Genomic DNA, 17,549 nt, shown 5'->3' with positions numbered 1-17,549 from the left:
ATAATATTCCCTCTATTTTAAAATAATATATCACAATGATACAAAAAGCATAATATTTGTGTATAATATATTGTAAAATACTATACAATATATTATAATAAACAAGTGATATGTTTTTTTGTTATGAGGATATATGAGAGGGTGAGAGTCATAAAACTAAGCGATAGGCAACGATTCATAATAGAAATAGTAAAAGAAAAAGAGCCCATAACCAGTGAGCAAATTGCTTCGCTTTTGAAAGTTACAAGGGCAGCATTAAGACCCGATTTAGCTATATTAACTATGACGGGTATTTTGGAAGCAAGGCCAAAGGTAGGATATGTGTATTCAAAAAAACCCTCCTATAGTGTTTTACAAGAACATATACGGAGTGCAAAAGTTAAGGATATCATGAGCAAACCGGCTTTGGAAAAAGAGAGCTGTAGTGTGTATGATGGTATAGTTCATCTATTTTTAAATGATGTGGGAACGCTATTTATTGAGGATGAAAATGAAGGATTAGTCGGTGCTGTTTCAAGAAAAGACTTTCTGAAAACAGCCATGGGTGGGTCTGATATACATAAAGTTCCCATAGGCATTATAATGACTAGAATGCCAAATATAATATGTATCTCTGAAGAGGATAGTGTGTATGATGCTGCAAAAAAGATAATAATCCACGAAGTGGATTCATTACCTGTAGTCAGTGTTATAAATAAAAATAATAAAAGCATTAGCAAAGTCGTTGGAAAGGTTTCCAAAACCAACATAACTAAATTTTTACTTAATTTATGTGATAACGGGTAGCTCTTTTTTGGGAGTGAGTAAGAGAAATTAAAAAAACAGTTCTTATATTATTCTAAAATAGGGAGATGTAGAAATGACTAGTAAAAAATATGTGTATTTATTTAGCGAAGGCAATGCACAAATGAGAAACTTATTAGGAGGAAAAGGAGCTAATCTTGCGGAGATGACAAGACTTGGCATACCAGTTCCACAAGGGTTCACAGTTACAACTGAAGCTTGTGCAAGCTATTATGAAAATGGTGAGCAGCTTTCAGTTGAAATTCTTAACGAAGTGGACGAGGCTCTAAAAGTTGTGCAAGGATTAACGGGGAAGGAATTTGGATCTACTGAGAATCCACTACTAGTTTCAGTCCGTTCGGGTGCTAGAGCATCTATGCCTGGTATGATGGATACTGTGCTAAATCTTGGATTAAACGACGAAACAGTTGAGACTTTAGGCAAATTAACTGGAAACATGAGATTTGCGTATGATTCATATAGAAGATTTATACAGATGTTTTCAGATGTTGTTATGGAGCTAGACAAGTCTGTTTTCGAACAATATATCGACGAGATAAAGGAAAAAAGAGAGGTTAAATTTGATACAGATCTTACATGTGATGACTTAAAAGAATTGGTTGAAAAATTTAAAGCTCATTATAAAAAAGAAATAGGCTCAGAATTTCCACAGGATCCAGTTTATCAGCTAAGACAGGCTATAAATGCTGTTTTCAGATCCTGGAATAATCAAAGAGCAATTGTATATAGACGATTAAATGATATACCATCAGAATGGGGTACTGCTGTAAACGTACAGTCTATGGTATTTGGAAATATGGGCGAAGATTCTGGTACAGGAGTAGCATTTACAAGAAATCCATCTACAGGAGAAAATGCTATATATGGTGAGTTCCTTATGAATGCACAGGGTGAAGATGTTGTTGCTGGAATAAGAACACCACTTCCAATAACAAAGCTTCAGGAAGAACTTCCAGAGTGCTTCAAAGAATTCATGGACATTGCAAAAAAACTTGAAAAGCACTATAAAGATATGCAGGATATGGAGTTTACCATAGAAAAAAAGAAATTGTATTTCTTACAAACTAGAAATGGAAAAAGAACAGCCCAAGCAGCATTAAAGGTAGCTGTTGATATGGTAAATGAAGGATTGATAACTAAAGAGGAAGCTTTGATGAAAGTAGAGCCAAAGCAACTTGATAATTTACTTCATCCAAATTTCGAAGACGCTGATCTTAAAAAAGCAAAGCCAGTGGCAAAGGGCCTTCCAGCTTCTCCAGGTGCAGCTTGTGGTAAGGTTTATTTTACTGCTGAAGAATCAAAGATTCACCACAAAATGGGGGAGAAAGTTATCCTTGTAAGACTTGAAACTTCTCCAGAAGATATAGAAGGTATGATAGCGTCAGAGGGTATTTTAACAGTTAGGGGTGGTATGACTTCCCACGCTGCAGTTGTAGCTCGTGGTATTGGTACTTGCTGTGTAGCTGGCTGTGGGGACATCACCGTTGATGAGGCTAATAAAGTTTTCTATGTAGGTGGCCAAAAGGTAATGGAGGGCGACTATATTTCCCTTGATGGTAGTACGGGAAATGTGTACTTAGGATGTATAAAAACTGTGGCACCAGAGATAAGCGGAGATTTTGGAGAGTTTATGTCTTGGGCAGACTCTGTTAGAAAATTAAGAGTTAGGACTAATGCCGACACTCCTAGAGATACAAAACAAGCTGTTATTTTTGGAGCTGAGGGAATTGGGCTTTGCAGAACTGAGCACATGTTCTTTAATGAGGATAGAATACCAGCTGTAAGAGAAATGATTTTGGCGAAGACAGAGGGCCAAAGAAGAAAGGCCTTAGCAAAAATACTTCCAATGCAAAGACAGGATTTCACTGAAATATATGAAGCTTTGGAGGGAATGCCTGCTACTATAAGATTCCTAGATCCACCACTGCATGAATTCTTGCCAAAGGAAAAGGAAGATATTGAGGCACTAGCAAAGGAACTTGATATTACTGTTGAGGAAGTCAATGATACCATAGCTTCTCTTCACGAATTTAACCCTATGATGGGACACAGAGGATGTAGACTTGCTGTTTCTTATCCTGAAATTGCAGAGATGCAGACAACTGCTATAATTGAAGCAGCAATCAATGTGAAAAAAGAAAAGGGTTATGACATAGTTCCAGAAATCATGATTCCTCTTGTTGGCGAAGTAAAAGAATTAAAATTCGTCAAAGATGTAGTTGTTAGAACTGCAGAGAAGGTTATAAGAGAAAACAATGCAGATATTGAATATAAAATCGGTACAATGATAGAAATACCAAGAGCAGCTCTTACTGCAGATGAGATTGCAAAGGAAGCAGAATTCTTCTCATTTGGTACAAATGATTTAACTCAGATGACTTTTGGTTTTTCAAGGGATGATGCTGGCAAATTCTTAAACTACTACTACGATAATAATATATACGAGCAAGATCCATTCCAAAAGCTAGATCAAAATGGTGTGGGCAAACTTGTTAAGATGGCCGCTGAACTTGGAAGAAGAACAAGAGAAGATATAAAACTTGGCATATGCGGAGAACACGGTGGGGACCCATCATCAGTAGAATTCTGTCATAGAATTGGGTTAAACTACGTTTCATGTTCACCATATAGAGTACCGGTAGCAAGACTTGCTGCTGCACAGGCTGTTATAAAAGAAAGAAACTAATACATTGCAAAAATGCGCTGCAAAATGGCAGTGCATTTTTGCATCTTAAAATAATTAGGAAATAAAGCATAGGAAAATCAATAGATATATGGTATAATTTAATAAGAGATTATAAATAGGAAGGTAGGTGAAAAGCCTGATTTATCGTGTATAATAGAAAATTTATTGGGCTATAGTTTAAATTTACCTATATTTAAAATCAGGTTTTAATGGCAGGATATATTTTATTGATTGCAATCATAATTTTAATTTGTCTTTTGATGATGAAGGTATCAAGCAAAATAGGCATTCCAGTGCTACTTGCATTTATATTGCTTGGCATGCTTTTTGGATCAGATGGAATATTTAAAATATATTTTGATAATTACGATGTTTCAGAGAAAATTTGTTCATTTGCTTTAATTTTTATTATGTTTTACGGTGGCTTTGGAACCAATTGGAAAACAGCAAAACCCATCGTAAAAAAATCTATTCTACTGTCCAGTTTAGGGGTTGTAATAACAGCACTAGTTACAGGATTGTTTTGTTTTTTGATATTAAAAATGAACTTTTGGGAAAGTATGCTTATAGGATCTGTAATTAGTTCAACGGACGCTGCTTCTGTGTTTTCAATACTGCGTTCAAAACAAATTAGTTTTAAAGATAATACAGCTTCCATGCTTGAGATGGAAAGTGGAAGTAATGACCCTTGTTCCTATATGCTCACAGTGATGGTACTGTCTGCTATGAAGGGTGAGGCCAGCGGTTGGAGCATGGTGTATATGATTTTAGCACAAATCATATTCGGCGTAGTATTTGGAGTTTTATCTGCGTGGGTGACTACTTTTGCCCTGTCAAAAATGAAAAACATAAAGAATGGTTTTGATACTATTTTTGTTTTTAGCATGGCACTGATTTCTTATGCTGGTTCTGCCTTAATTGGGGGCAATGGGTATCTTAGCACTTACATCGCGGGTATTATCCTAGGAAATAAACCTCTTCGAAATAAAATAACTCTTGTTCACTTTTTTGATGGAATTACTACATTGATGCAGATGTTGATTTTCTTCCTTTTAGGACTTCTGTCCTTTCCATCGCAACTTCCAAATATACTAATTCCGGCTTTAGCCATAGCCGTGTTCCTTACTTTTGTTTCAAGGCCTATAGCTGTATTTGCCATATTGACACCCTTTAAATGTTCCCTAAATCAAAAACTATTAGTATCGTGGACGGGAATAAGGGGGGCGGCTTCCATAGTATTTGCAATAATGGCTACAGTCAATCCAGCATATCTAAAACACGATGTTTTCCATATAGTGTTTTTCATTGTTTTAATGTCGGTTAGTATACAGGGTTCTCTTATTCCTTTAGTTTCAAGAAAACTAAACATGATCGATGACGAAGGGAATATAATGAAAACATTTAGTGACTATTCAGAGGAAATGCCTATACAATTTGTGAAGATAAATATAATAAAAGACCATCCGTGGATTAATAAAAAGGTCAGAGAACTTACATTGTTGCCTGGATTGCCCTTAGTTTTAATTCAAAGAGGCAAGAACAGGTTAATACCAAAAGGTAATACAACGATTTTTCAGGGCGATACAGTAGTTTTAAGTGCTCTTTCTCTTCAGGATAGTAGTGTTGGATCTTTAACAGAGATGAAAGTAGAAAAAGAAAATGCCTTGTGTGACAAAACACTATCTGAGGTGAAATTGGATGAGGATAAATTTATAGTTTTAATTATACGAAATGAAAAATACATCATTCCCAATGGTAGAACTTTAATAAGGGAAGATGATACTTTAGTCATAAGTCAATTATAATTGTATCATCTTAAGGGAATATCATAAGAAAAAGTCCATGTGCATTAAGGATTTACGCTTAATGCACATTTTTGTCTTAAAGTGTGGTATAATAATTGTATAAATAACATGAATTATCAGCAAAATTAATGCAGGAGGTAAGGCATGAATTTAGTAAATGAAGTTGTTATACACAAAGTATTTGGGAAAGGAAGGGTGTCAAGTTTAGAGGATAACTATATGGTAGTTTCTTTTCACGGTGATGAAAAGAAGTTTCTTTATCCGGATTCCTTCGATGAGTTCTTCGAAGCTCAAAATCCTAAGCTTAACGATGAAATACAGGCCCAACTTGCTGTGATAAAGGAAAAAGAGATAAAGGAATATGAAGAAAAGAAACAAAGAGATGAAGAACAGAGGGAACTCAGCACACCAAGAGGAAGGCGCCGCTCGGCTAAAGCAAGAAAAATTCAGAGAGCTAATGTTGCCTTTAAATGCAATTACTGCGATGGAGGTAAAACTTCTTCAGATGTGGGCTTTAACGGTGTGTGCAGTGATGATACCATGGTACACAATATAGAAGTTAAAAAAAGAGCTTGGTGCAGTTCTGCACAGTGTCCTTGCTTTAAATACCTAAAGGGAGAATTGAAACGAGAACAATTGGAAAAGATGAACTCAGAGGGTAATTTTGTATGCTATGAAAGTCAAATGTTCAAAAATTGGAAAGCTTTTGCAGGAGTTGTTCAGTCCGGAAAAAGGAAAAATGAGCCCATGAGACTGCAGAAAGTCCAGAAGAATAGCTTGTGCGTACTAACTACCCGTGATATTGAATCCACTGAAAAAGACAGATATATATTTGGCGTTTTTCTCGTGGATGAGTCCTATGAGGGCGACAAAAATACGGAGGGGTATGTGGGCACGAATAGCAAATACAAGTTGAAATTGTCTCTTCCAGAGGCGCGTAAGATGCTTTTTTGGAATTACCATTTCAACGATAATAGGCCTGAGGTGGCTATGTGGAGTTCAGGCCTTCATAGATATTTGGATGACAACGAGGCCGTTCAAATATTAAGTGATATTGTAAAATTGAAGAAGGGTACATCAGAGGAGAAGCTATCAATTGAATTTTTAGACTATTATTGCGAGGTAAATAATATTCAGCTAGGTGATGTTCCAGAAAAAAATGGAGCTATAATGAGAACTAAAAATTTGGATTAGACTATATATTTAATTTAATATAATAAAAAAATTATTATATACAAAAAAACTTACATTAATTTTTTAAATATGTTAAAATTGTATTATAGTTAAAAAAACCATGTACACATAAGTGTGCATAAAAATAAAGGAGTAATGTTGAATGTTCAGTAAAGGAGATTATATTGTTTATGGTAATAGCGGTGTGTGTAAAGTGGAAAATGTAGGTCCTATGAGTTCAAATTCCTCTATGAAAGAGCGAGTTTACTACACTCTTATGCCTTATTATTCTAAGAACACGAAAATATTCACGCCCATTGACAATGAAAAAATAATCATGAGAAGGGTTATGTCAAAGGAGAAAGCAGTTCAGCTCATTGATGATATGAAAAACATCGACTCTTTATGGATCCAAGACGAAAGAAAAAGGGAACAAGAATACAAAGAAGCCTTTAAAAAATGTGACTGCAGAGAATTGGTGAAAATAATCAAAAGTATATATACAAGAAAAGCGTCTAGAATGGCAGAGGGTAAAAAAGTAACCTCCGGGGATGAAAAGTATTTTCAATTAGCAGAGGAAAGCCTATATGATGAACTAGCTATATCTTTAGGTATAGATAGGGAGGATGTTAAAGATTATGTTTTAACAAGAGCTGACTCTATATTTGAAGAAGATGAACAATAATTTTGCTAGATTTTTTCTTCAAGTGGTATTATAATAAAAAGATAAGGGAATGAAGTTCTCCCTAGTATAATACTGTTGTATTATATTTAAACCGCATTTATGCTGATGACTTCTGCTATTATTTACGCAGAGATTGTCAGCTTTTTCTGCGTTTAGGAGGAATAATATGTTATTTAGTATTGCTTTAATCTTGATTTGTGGGCTTGTACTTGGGGGAATTTCAAAAAAAGTTTCTCTACCGCCGTTGTTTGGCATGATTTTCACTGGTGTGATTTTGGGACCCTTTGCATTAAATCTTATCCATCCTTCTCTTATGGGCATCTCTGCTGATTTAAGAAAAATTGCTCTTATAATAATATTAATAAGAGCGGGATTATCCTTAGATATGGGTGATCTTAGAAAGGTAGGTAGGCCTGCCATATTGATGTGTTTTGTACCTGCATGCTTTGAAATATTAGGTATGGTCTTAATGGCCCCGTTGTTATTTAATATATCCAAGGTGGATGCCGCCATTTTGGGTAGTGTTGTGGCCGCAGTATCACCAGCGGTTATTGTGCCAAAAATGATAAAACTGATAGACGAGGGCTATGGTGTAAAAGAGGGCATCCCTCAGATGATTTTAGCAGGTGCTTCAGTGGATGATGTATTTGTAATTGTAATGTTTTCAGCCTTTACTGGATTGGCTAAGGGGGAAAGCCTCTCAATTATGAGCTTTTTAAATATTCCTCTTGCTATTTTAATGGGAATTATCATAGGTATTTTTGTAGGCAATGGTGTTGTTTTCTTGTATAAAAAAATAAAAGTTGCAGATACTGTTAAAATAATTATACTGTTGAGCTTTTCCTTCCTTCTTGTAACTGCAGAAGATTTTAACTCTTCTTGTATACCCTTTTCAGGGCTGATTTCAGTTATGACAATGGCAAACATGTTAAAGAGAAATGATGTTGAAAACGCCAGCATTTTATCGCTGGATTTTTCAAAGTTGTGGATTGTGGCTGAAATTGTATTATTTGTTTTAGTTGGGGCCACTGTAAACATAAAATATGCTATTTCTGCTGGGTTCAGCGCTGTTATTCTTATTTTAGGTGCTATTTTGTTTAGAATGTCTGGAGTTTTCCTTTCCGTGTTAAAGACAAGTCTGAATACAAAAGAGAGAATCTTTTGTTGTATTGCATACACACCAAAGGCCACTGTTCAAGCTGCTATAGGTGCTATCCCTTTGGCCATGGGACTTAGTTGCGGTAACATTGTATTAACCGTAGCGGTGCTTTCAATCTTAATTACAGCTCCTCTTGGCGCATTTTTAATTGAGTTGTTATACAAAAAGCTACTGAAAAAAGTGTTGTATAAGATTTAAAACGCTTCACCTGTTTAAAGGGTTTTTTAAATTATATAACAGGTGAAGTTAAAACTCCACCTGAGGCTAAGAATTCTGTTTATAAAAATCTAAAATACGATGTTAAATTTTGCTTGAAGGTAAGCTTTGAATCTACAACAAAATGTATAATGGTTTTCCGTGTGAGCTGTAGCTTTGCAAAGTAAAGTGTAAAAAGTATCTTTGTTGCATTTTTCTATGTTGTTGAAATAGTCTCTAGATATTCTCCAGTATTTCTGAGGGAAGGAAAGGTATGCAAAAATATATATATAGTCATCTTTAGTGAGAGATAAATTCTTATTGTACTCATGAATTAATTCTATGAGCAATTGAAAATCCCAGTTAGTAGATTCTCGCTTTAATATCCTTCTCAGTGCATATGAAATATCGCGGGCTACATAATTCATGGATACTTTGTCAAAGTCGATTACGGATATTTCATTTTTCTCTTCCGTAAATATGATGTTTTTATTTACATAGTCACCATGGCAAAGGCTCTTAGTTAATTTGTCAAAATCAATTATTCTTGCGGCATTACAACTGAGCTGAGCTAACACATTGTTTTTGCTAAAGGTATACATATATTTCAAGGAAAATCTATCCTTGATTTCAGAGGCCATATCATAAAATTGAAACAGATTTTTCCAATGCTTCTTTAAAGAACAATAGATATCTGAATAGTCCTCCACGGTTTTTGCGTATTCCATGGGGAAAAAGTCCAAAGAACTTTTGTGCATTTTACTTAAATTATTAAAGAGCAAATGGAGGTTATTTATGTTATCATAATCACATTTATCACCATGAATCCATGGCGTTAAGATAAAAAGCATTTCATTATAGATGGCATATCTTTTTTTATCTTTAGAAGGCAAGAGATAAGGAACTTTTATATGATGTCTACTCCACCATTCAATGGCAGAATAAATAAATAAAAGCTTATCAACGCCATAGTACACTTTTTTCAAACAGTACTCCTTTTCTCCTAAGGTAATCTTATATACGGCTCTTTGTTTGTTTGTATTTTTAAACTTAACGTATTCCACATGGCCATCATTCAGTTGATATAGGGGGAGGACGTAGGTTTTTATATTTTCTAATGAAAGCATAGGGGTTAGCTTAGGTTTTGAAGTCTTTTTTATATTGTACACTTCTAATTTATCCATAATTATATTTCTCCAATCTTATTAATAATATAGAGTATTATTCGAAAGTAAGAATTATTACTTTTGCTAAATTTAAACATTAAAAAGAGGGTTTTATATGGCTTATATAGAAATATAATTATGTACTTGTGAATATACATGCAAAAAATGGATATTAATAAGTATGTAGTATTTATTAAATTTAAGCGTATTTATACTTTTTTAAAAATATCCTAAAAATACATGATTAAATAAGAAGGGAAAAGTAGATTATTGTCGAATTACATAAGAGTTGACTTAAAAACAAAAAAGTATTAAGGTTGGTGAGGTTTTTTTGTCTATATTCATATCTGATGAACTGATACAGAAAATTAAGGAAGAGAATGATGTTGTTGATGTTGTATCTGAATACGTGCGATTAAAAAAATCTGGTAGAAACTTTACAGGGTTATGTCCTTTTCACAATGAAAAGACACCCTCCTTTTCGGTATCGAGGGAAAAACAGATTTTTAAGTGCTTTGGCTGCGGTGAAGCTGGAAATGTCATATCGTTTTTAATGAAAATTAGAAATTTATCCTTTAGTGAAGCCTGTGAAACCTTGGCTGAAAGAGCTAATATTGAAATTAAAACTGGTGATGACAAGTACAAGAAAGAATTAGAAGCTAAAAAAAGATTATATCAACTGAACAAATTAGCAGCTAGGTTTTATTTTGACAATCTGATAAAAAATAGAGATGTAATGAATTACCTTAACAAAAGAGGACTTAGCAATAAGACCATTGCAAATTTTGGTCTTGGATATTCTCTAAACAACTGGAACGCCCTAGAAAATTTTCTGAAAAAATCTGGTTATTCTCAGGAAGAAATGTTTAAAGTCGGCGTGCTTTCAAGGTCTAACAAAAATAATAAAATTACGTATTATGATAGATTTAGAAACAGAGTTATGTTTCCAGTGTTTGATTACAATGGAAAGGTCATTGGTTTTGGGGGAAGGGTATTGGACGATTCAAAACCTAAGTATCTTAACTCACCTGAAAGTGAAATCTTTGATAAAGGTCGCAATATGTATGGTTTAAACTTTGCCATAAAGAAAAACAACACTAAAGAGTTCATCTTAGTTGAAGGGTATATGGATTGCATATCACTGCATCAGGCGGGTATAACTAACGCCATTGCTTCTCTTGGAACAGCTTTAACGGTAAATCAGGCCAAATTAATGAAAAAATACACGGATAAAGTTTATATATCTTACGACTCTGATAATGCAGGAAAAAAAGCTGCGGATAGAGGATTGGATATATTAACAGAGCAGGGCTTTGATGTTAGAGTAATAAATATTAAAGATGGAAAGGATCCAGACGATTTTATAAAAACCAATGGAGTAGAGGCTTTTTATGAACTCATGAAGGAGGCTGTTTCTCTTACTAAATTCAAGATAAATAAGGTAAAGGAAGAGCGATACAGAAAGGACGACCCGAAATCCGTAGACAAATATGTGGCTGGTATAAGTGGCATTCTTCTAAAACTGAATTCTGTGGAAAGAAACATATACATTAAAGAGATAGCAGAAGATACAGGGGTAGAAGAACAAGCAATTTATGATCTTTTAAACAAAAAGGCGAATTTTATCAATAAAACTGAAGAAAACATGAATATTAAACATGAAATTAGTGTAAAATTATACAAGGAACAGCCTTCTGTAAAGGCGGCTAGATCATTGTTAAAATTACTTATGTGCAAAAAATCAGTGGAATACATTCGAAGTGCCATGGATGAGTATCCTTTATTCAGCCATACTCACAAAATAATGTATGATAAAATATTAGAAAATATTGATTTGCCTTTAGAAGACTTAAATAATAAATTGGAAGCTCTGTGCCAGAATATAGAAGAAAACAGGGAGTTGGTCAATATTCGAGAAATGAGTATATTAGAAATGGATAACCATGAGCAGACAGAGCGATTTGCCTCTGATTGTATCAAAGTCATGAAAGAATGCGAACTTGAGAGTAAAAAGAAAGAAATTATGGATACAATCAAGCAATTGGAGAAAGATGGAAAGATAAGTGAGTCCTTTGAGTATGTGGAAAAACTGCAACTTATCGAAAAAGAACTCAAAGAACTTTAGAATAACGGAGGGAGGTAGTTTGATGAAAGACAAAACTGAACAGATGAAAATTGTTAAAACACTTCTTGACAAAGCCAAGGTCAAAGGAAGTATTGAATATAAAGAGCTTTTATCAGATTTAGAAGAAATTGAGTTAAGTCCTGAGCAAATTGATAAAATATATGAAATACTTGAAAGTATGAATATAGACATAATTGGAAACGACGAAGAGGAAATCGTGGAGGAAGAGATAGATATATCCATTCCTGAAGGGATTGCCATTGATGATCCTGTTAGAATGTATTTAAAGGAAATCGGGAAGGTCCCATTGTTAAGCTCAGATGATGAGATAATGTTAGCACAAAAGATAGAAGATGGAGACGAATATTCAAAAAAGAAACTTGCAGAAGCTAACTTGAGACTAGTTGTAAGTATCGCAAAACGCTATGTTGGAAGGGGAATGCAATTCCTAGATTTGATACAAGAGGGCAACTTAGGTTTGATAAAAGCCGTGGAAAAATTCGACTACAGAAAAGGCTATAAGTTTAGTACCTATGCTACTTGGTGGATAAGGCAAGCTATAACAAGAGCCATAGCAGATCAAGCAAGAACCATAAGGATACCTGTGCACATGGTGGAAACTATAAACAAACTTATTAGGGTATCTAGACAGTTGCTTCAAGAACTTGGAAGAGACCCATCACCAGAGGAGATTGCATCAGTTATGGAAATCTCCGTTGAAAAGGTAAGAGAAATCCAAAAAATTGCACAAGAACCTGTGTCCTTAGAGACTCCTATAGGAGAAGAGGAAGATAGTCATCTTGGGGATTTTATACCAGATTACGATGCTCCTGCACCATCAGAAGCTGCTGCCTTCACTATGCTAAAAGAACAACTTATAAATGTTTTAGATACCCTTACTCCAAGAGAAGAGAAAGTTCTAAGACTTAGGTTTGGATTAGATGATGGAAGGGCGAGAACATTAGAAGAAGTGGGAAAAGAGTTCAATGTAACTAGAGAACGTATAAGACAGATTGAGGCCAAGGCACTTAGAAAATTAAGACATCCAAGCAGAAGCAAAAAATTAAAGGACTACCTAGATTAATGGAGGATATTTCTTTATTAATATGTATTTGGAGGGATTGATTTGAGCAGATACAAATCAGTAAAAAATTATTTTCCGTTATTAGTATTAATTGTATTGATTATAGCTTGTATAATTGGGGTTTATGCCACAAAATATATAGAATCCTATGTGGTAACGCTTTTGATAAAAACAGGGCTTATAGTCTATACCATATATGAAATTTACTATATCATTTCTGCGGTTACCATTGTATACTATGTGGATGACAGATATATATATATAAAGTCATTCTTGAATCTTAGAAATGTAAAAGTAGATTTTAACAATATAAGGGGATACGATATAAAACAAGAGATGGGAGTAAAGCTTTCTGGTTTCAATCTTGGGAAAATGGCAATAGGAAGATTTTTTACGGAAAATGTGGGTATAACAAGAATGTTTGTTACAAATGATAAAAATATAATGTATTTTTTATGTGACGATTTAAGCTATGCAATTACACCTAGGGATATGGAAGGTATGGTTATGGAGTTAAAAAAACATGATATAAGCATAAAAAACCAATGCCATCACAAAATTAAGGACAGCAACCTTAATAGAGATCCTAAATTTTTGATTCCTTTTGCAATATCCTGCATAATAGTTGTATTGATTGTGGCGGTGCCATCTTATCTATATTTTTATGAAAAATTGCCTTACACAATGCCATTAAATTTTTCAATTAATTTTGCGCCTCTTGAGATGGGGACAGCAAAACAATTTGTTTTCCAACAGATGATTTATGGTATTTTAAATCTAATTTTAATTTTATGTATGTATTTTGCAGCGCAATGCAACGATAAGTATTATACTAAAGCTAGATATAAATACGTTATTATATCTCTTGTGACATCTATCATCTTTTTTATTGTGCAGTGTAGAATCATATATTTGTACATCTGATGTAAAAGTAAGGAGTGTAATATGGATTTAAGCAAAAGATTAAGTTGTATAGTGTCAATGGTTGAGCCAGTAAAAACAATTGCAGACATAGGTACAGACCATGGATATATACCTATACACCTTATTGAAAATTCCCTTTGTGAATTTGCCATAGCTACGGATATAAATAAAGGACCTCTTGAGAAAGCAAAGAAAAACATAATGAGGGCACAACTTATGGATAAAATACAATTGCGACTTGGCTCTGGTCTTGATATTATTGAAATAAGAGAAGTACAAAGTGCTGTAATATCCGGAATGGGCGGGGATCTTACAAGGGATATAATATTAAAAAATATAGATGTTTTTAAAAACATGGATTATATAATTGTCCAACCTGCTCAAAATGTAGATGTTTTTAGAAAATTTATATATGAAACAGGTTTTCATATAATGGACGAGAAGTTGTGTTTTGAAGATGGTAAGTTCTATGAAACAATAAAATTGTGCTATGATGAAACACCAGTTGACAAGCCCACAATTTTTTACGAAATAAGCCAGTTATTATACATAAGAAAAGAGCCAATATTAAAGGAATATATGGAGTATATGATTGAAAAGTACAATAGGATTATTAACTCCTTTAATACAAACTCCTGCAATGTAATAAAGAGGAGAAGTGAACTTGAACAAAAGGTAGTGGAAATAAAACAACTTTTAAATAATATGTAATTTTTTTTAACTTTACAAAGGCATTGATTGTATGTTATTATAGTTGTGCAAGTAAGCCAGATAGTCGCTGCCAGGTTATGCCTGGGAGAGGAAAGTCCGAGCTTCATAGGGCAGGGTGCTGGGTAACTCCCAGTGGAGGCAACTCTAAGGAAAGTGCAACAGAGATATACCGCCAGTTTACTGGTAAGGGTGGAAAGGCGAGGTAAGAGCTCACCAGCGTATGGGTGATCATACGGCTATGTAAACCCCATCTGAAGCAAGATCGAATAGGGAGACATATGAGGCGGCCCGTCTCGTCTTCGGGTGTATCGCTTGAGCCTATTGGTAACAATAGGCCTAGATAGATGACTATCAAATACAGAACTCGGCTTATAGACTTACTTATACCATTGAAAACACTAGGTTTTAGACTTAGTGTTTTTTGTTTTGCCTACAAATTGTCGACTAGTAATAAATATTTATATACAGAACTTTTCCTTTGTTACTACTTGAAATATTCACATCTATTATCTACAATTAATATATAAACAATTGAAGCGTGGTGATTATAGTGTTTGAAGAAAAACCATGGGCTGTTATAACAGGTGCATCTTCTGGTATTGGGAGAGCTATGGTATACAAGCTAGCAGAGGAAGGATATAATATAATTCTTTTGGCTAGGAGAGTGCACTTGCTCGAAATCCTAAAAGATGAATTAGAAAAAAAGTTTAGCTGTGAATGTGAATTTTATGGAGTGGATTTAAGGATTCCAAAGGAAATTCAGTGGTTTTGTCAAAAAATTAAGTGCAAAGATATAGATATATTTATAAATAATGCTGGCCTAGGTGCATGTGGTGATTTTCTTCACATGGATTTTGAAAAAAATAAATACATTATAGATGTAAATATAACTGCCCTTGCTCAATTAACACATTTTGTGGGAAACATGATGAAGTATAGGGGAAAGGGCACCATTTTAAATGTAGCTTCTACGGGTGCTTACGAGCCGGGGCCGTTTATTTCTACTTACTATGCAAGTAAATCCTTTGTGTTATCTTTGTCGGAAGCTTTATATGTAGAATTAAAGCCTTATAATGTGTTAGTAAGCGCTTTGTGCCCAGGCACTACAAAATCTGAATTTGCATACAACAGCGGAAAAGGTCAGTTAAAAAATGCTATGGATCCATACAAGGTGGCTGATATTGCGTACAAAGGAATTAAAAAAGGTAAAAGGCTGATAATTCCAGGTGCAGTAAATAAAATAGCTGTGTTTGCGTGCAAGATTCTTCCTGGAAATTTAACTGCCTATATAGTTGGAAAAATACAGAGTGATGCCATAAATAAGTACAGGTTGGAGGATGAAAAAAATGAAAGTGAAAGTGAAAAAAATTCATAAGGATGCAATTTTACCATGTTATGCTCATAAAGGAGATGCAGGTTTAGATCTGTATTCTGTAGAAGAGGTTATAATAGGGTCTGGAGAGGTGGCTTTGGTGCCAACGGGGATAAAAATTGAACTGCCTGAAAACACTGAAGCTCAAGTTAGACCTAGAAGTGGTCTAGCGTTGAAATACGGTATTACTGTTTTAAATACTCCTGGTACCATAGATGAGGGGTACAGAGGTGAACTTCGAATAATACTGATTAATCATGGGAAAAATAGTTTTAAGGTTGAAAAGGGAATGAAAATAGCACAAATGGTGGTTAAGCCGGTTTTTACTGTGGATATATGTGAAGTGCAGCAATTGGATGATTCTGAAAGAGGAGAAAAAGGATTTGGATCCTCGGGATTAGTATAAAGGAGATGGTAAAATGGATAGAATAATTGATTTTAATGAGATAAAGAATAAAGCTACAGATAAAGATATCAATAAATTTGAAGAGTATATATACAGCCTTTATTATTCTGTATCTACGGGGCAGATGACCATGGCAGATTTCTCAAAGAAAGTCATGGAGTATATGGAGGAAAATAATATTTCTCAAGAAAAATTCTTGAACTTGCAGAAAGAGTTTATGAAAAGATATGGGTTTAATACAGATGATCTGGAAAAAGAAATGAAAAAAATGGGTATAGACATATCCGGAACACAATTAACCCAAAACTATGAAAGTGAAAGAAAATTTTTATCCTTTAAAGAAAAATATAGAAACAAGGTGGAGGAGAGAAAGGGTGTTTTGTTTTATACTATAAAAAATGAAAAGAACAATATTGAAATACACCTTGACAAGAAAGAAGTGCTGATACAAAGTTATGGTTCGGTAGATGTAAAAGACTTGGAGTTAAATGAGTTCTTGTGCAGCTATAAAAAGCTTTTAGAAGAGAAACCTCTTAAAATCAGAATATGTGAGAATATAATTGAATACACATATTAAAATTTGTGGAGGCGGTTTAGATGTTGTATGTGGTTACTAATTTAGGCCTGGCAAAGAATGAGAGATCTTATTACCATATAATAAAACAATGTTTTTTAAATAATATTGAGGCTCTTGTGATAAGAGAAAAACATCTTGTTGGCAAGGAATTAGATGATTTGTGTAACAATATATACAATCTTCGTGGGAATTCTAAAACTAAAGTTATGATGAATTGCAACAGTGAGTTAAATTTGGAGTACGCCTTAAAGTACAACTTTAATGGTGTGCAAGTGCCTTATAATTTATTTATGGATAAACAAAGCAAATTCAACTCAGAGAGCTTACACGGAAAATATAAAAATATCACAATAGGTGTGTCTGTTCACAGCGCAGATGAAGGTATATCTGCATTTTATAACAAGGCGGAGTATATAACTGTGGGACACATCTTTAAGACACAATGCAAGGAAGGGCTTATGCCAAGGGGCGTGGAAATAATAGAAAAAATTAGAGAACAAAATAAGGAGGGACGCATTGTGGCCATCGGAGGCATAAATGAACACAATGCCATTGATGTTATAAATTCTGGTGCGGATTCATTTGCAATGATGTCCCAAATTATGTGCAATGAAGATATTGAACGCTATCTTATTGAGTTGAAAAGAAAATTATCATTCAATTTGTAGGGAAAAACA

At 34.1% G+C, this 17,549-nt stretch carries 15 protein-coding genes, 1 other RNA gene and 1 riboswitch; of the genes, 15 read left to right on the top strand and 1 reads right to left on the bottom strand.

The window, feature by feature from the left end; all coding sequences use genetic code 11:
• Positions 1–141 precede the first annotated feature (141 nt).
• From ccpN to BUA73_RS00815, 6 genes are all read left to right on the top strand, one after another.
• Positions 142–786, top strand: a complete 645-nt coding sequence (gene ccpN, locus BUA73_RS00840) for a transcriptional regulator CcpN (protein WP_072901248.1) — start codon at positions 142–144, stop codon at positions 784–786.
• A 73-nt stretch (positions 787–859) separates the two neighbouring features.
• A complete protein-coding gene (ppdK, locus tag BUA73_RS00835) occupies positions 860–3,490 on the top strand; it encodes a pyruvate, phosphate dikinase (protein WP_072901246.1) in 2,631 nt (876 codons plus the stop codon).
• 209 nt (positions 3,491–3,699) lie between these two features.
• The gene (locus BUA73_RS00830) at positions 3,700–5,295 is read left to right on the top strand and encodes a potassium/proton antiporter (RefSeq protein ID WP_072901244.1); all 1,596 of its coding nucleotides are present in this window, start codon (positions 3,700–3,702) and stop codon (positions 5,293–5,295) included.
• Between the two features lie 144 nt (positions 5,296–5,439).
• Complete coding sequence (locus BUA73_RS13970; protein ID WP_178139196.1) at positions 5,440–6,489, top strand: hypothetical protein; 1,050 nt, start codon at positions 5,440–5,442, stop codon at positions 6,487–6,489.
• Between the two features lie 142 nt (positions 6,490–6,631).
• Positions 6,632–7,153, top strand: coding sequence for a CarD family transcriptional regulator (locus BUA73_RS00820; RefSeq protein ID WP_072901242.1), 522 nt, complete (start codon positions 6,632–6,634; stop codon positions 7,151–7,153).
• Positions 7,154–7,189: 36 nt separating this feature from the next.
• A riboswitch (Fluoride riboswitch) is annotated at positions 7,190–7,275 on the top strand.
• 44 nt (positions 7,276–7,319) lie between these two features.
• The gene (locus tag BUA73_RS00815; RefSeq protein ID WP_072901240.1) at positions 7,320–8,510 is read left to right on the top strand and encodes a cation:proton antiporter; all 1,191 of its coding nucleotides are present in this window, start codon (positions 7,320–7,322) and stop codon (positions 8,508–8,510) included.
• Between the two features lie 89 nt (positions 8,511–8,599).
• On the opposite strand, the gene BUA73_RS00810 is transcribed toward BUA73_RS00815, so the two are convergent.
• Positions 8,600–9,691, bottom strand: coding sequence for a CotS family spore coat protein (locus BUA73_RS00810; RefSeq protein WP_072901238.1), 1,092 nt, complete (start codon positions 9,689–9,691; stop codon positions 8,600–8,602).
• A 313-nt stretch (positions 9,692–10,004) separates the two neighbouring features.
• Between BUA73_RS00810 and dnaG the strand changes: the two genes are divergently transcribed.
• From dnaG to BUA73_RS00765, 9 genes are all read left to right on the top strand, one after another.
• Positions 10,005–11,798: a DNA primase gene (gene dnaG, locus BUA73_RS00805; RefSeq protein WP_093426656.1), complete on the top strand. Its 1,794-nt coding sequence runs from the start codon at positions 10,005–10,007 to the stop codon at positions 11,796–11,798.
• Between the two features lie 22 nt (positions 11,799–11,820).
• The gene (rpoD, locus tag BUA73_RS00800; protein WP_072901236.1) at positions 11,821–12,882 is read left to right on the top strand and encodes an RNA polymerase sigma factor RpoD; all 1,062 of its coding nucleotides are present in this window, start codon (positions 11,821–11,823) and stop codon (positions 12,880–12,882) included.
• 42 nt (positions 12,883–12,924) lie between these two features.
• The gene (locus tag BUA73_RS00795; RefSeq protein ID WP_072901234.1) at positions 12,925–13,806 is read left to right on the top strand and encodes a PH domain-containing protein; all 882 of its coding nucleotides are present in this window, start codon (positions 12,925–12,927) and stop codon (positions 13,804–13,806) included.
• Between the two features lie 21 nt (positions 13,807–13,827).
• Positions 13,828–14,517 (top strand): tRNA (adenine(22)-N(1))-methyltransferase, encoded by a 690-nt coding sequence (locus tag BUA73_RS00790; protein ID WP_072901232.1) that lies wholly within the window; start codon positions 13,828–13,830, stop codon positions 14,515–14,517.
• A gap of 48 nt (positions 14,518–14,565) precedes the next feature.
• An RNA gene (gene rnpB, locus BUA73_RS00785) (RNase P RNA component class A) lies at positions 14,566–14,905 on the top strand.
• 162 nt (positions 14,906–15,067) lie between these two features.
• On the top strand, positions 15,068–15,892 hold the full coding sequence (locus BUA73_RS00780) for an SDR family NAD(P)-dependent oxidoreductase (protein ID WP_242942300.1): 825 nt from the start codon (positions 15,068–15,070) through the stop codon (positions 15,890–15,892).
• Positions 15,855–16,295 carry a dUTP diphosphatase gene (dut, locus tag BUA73_RS00775; protein ID WP_072901228.1) on the top strand — a complete coding sequence of 147 codons (441 nt, stop codon included), beginning with the start codon at positions 15,855–15,857 and terminating at the stop codon, positions 16,293–16,295. Before BUA73_RS00780 ends, dut begins: the two co-directional genes overlap by 38 nt.
• 13 nt (positions 16,296–16,308) lie before the next feature.
• Positions 16,309–16,872 (top strand): DUF3867 domain-containing protein, encoded by a 564-nt coding sequence (locus BUA73_RS00770; protein ID WP_072901226.1) that lies wholly within the window; start codon positions 16,309–16,311, stop codon positions 16,870–16,872.
• 20 nt (positions 16,873–16,892) lie between these two features.
• Positions 16,893–17,540, top strand: coding sequence for a thiamine phosphate synthase (locus tag BUA73_RS00765; protein ID WP_072901224.1), 648 nt, complete (start codon positions 16,893–16,895; stop codon positions 17,538–17,540).
• Positions 17,541–17,549: the final 9 nt, after the last annotated feature.

The organism is Hathewaya proteolytica DSM 3090, from assembly GCF_900142225.1.
Lineage (GTDB): Bacteria > Bacillota > Clostridia > Clostridiales > Clostridiaceae > Hathewaya > Hathewaya proteolytica.
The sequence above is the reverse complement of the archived record's forward strand: the minus strand, read 5'-3'. Positions and strand labels throughout refer to the sequence as shown.